The 1,156-nt window shown below is 28.6% G+C and carries 1 protein-coding gene; it reads right to left on the bottom strand.

Annotated elements, in window-relative coordinates:
- Positions 1-1,096 (bottom strand): IS4 family transposase (locus A3SG_RS0118315; protein WP_016991438.1); only part of this gene is annotated, 1,096 nt, incomplete at its 3' end.
- Positions 1,097-1,156: the final 60 nt, after the last annotated feature.

Raw genomic sequence — 1,156 nt, 5'->3', positions numbered from 1 at the left:
AAGTACATGACAAAAAACTAAATAAGCTGTATTCTAATCTATTACATCGTGTAAAAAGAGATTTTGATAAAAAATCTAATCCATATTTGAATACGCTTATAGCCCTTCTGCCATGTTTTTTTATTTTTATTTTTAGGATGTATTCATCCAAATAGTCTCCAATTTTATAACACCAGACAAAAGCGATTATTGTTAGAGAAAAAAGTTTTTCTAATCTTTCTAAATTTGTCACATGCGTATCTTCTATGTTGAAGCCACTACTTTTTAATCCTCTAAAAAGAGTTTCAATCTGCCATCTTTCTTTATAATAAATCATTGCTTGTTCTGGCCTATTGAATGAAACAATGATTAAAAATTCTAGTTTTCCGTTTCTATTAACAGTTTTACTTCCTGATAGATAACATCTTTGCCCATGTAATTCTACAATTTTTGGATAATGATAAAATTCGCCTACTTTCAAATTATTGAACAACCAAAAAGCCTTAATTTCTTCTTGTTTTTGATAGGAATAAATTTTAAAATTATTCCTGATGCGGATATAGTATCTAATATTGTTTTGGTTCAAAAATCCCAACCATTTCTCACCAACAAACTCTCTATCTGCCAAAATACAATCGATACTTTCTTTGCCAAACCATTCGATATAAAGTTTGATTAAATCAATCCGCTCTTGTGTATCAGAATTCCCCCTTTTATCTAACATTTTAAACATCAAAGGAAAAGCAACATTTTTATAACTAACTCCTAACATCAGAATATTAATGTTTTTTGTTCCAAATTTCCAATTGGTTCTATCTAATACCAACGTTAAGTTAGATTTAAATGGTAACAAATTAAATATTAACGAACTAACTATCTTCATTGGCAAATCAAAATCCTTCATGAATCTTTGTATTCTTCTGTAAGAGCTATTCTTATTAGCCTTTGTGTCAAATCCACAGGCTAACCTATCATAATTAATTGTCTTTATTTTACAAAGAGCTACTATAAATAAACAAATGAGCTTGACCCTTGCTAAATTCAATTCCCCTTTGAAATGACCTTGTATAACCGAAATAAGCTCAGTATCTTTACCCTCAAGACTGGTGTTTTTCATTATAAAAATTATGTGGTAATAATCTTATAATTTACAAAACATCGGTCTTTTTTCCTAATT

The organism is Flavobacterium sp. ACAM 123 (assembly GCF_000264055.1).
Classification (GTDB): domain Bacteria; phylum Bacteroidota; class Bacteroidia; order Flavobacteriales; family Flavobacteriaceae; genus Flavobacterium.
The sequence above is the reverse complement of the archived record's forward strand: the minus strand, read 5'-3'. Positions and strand labels throughout refer to the sequence as shown.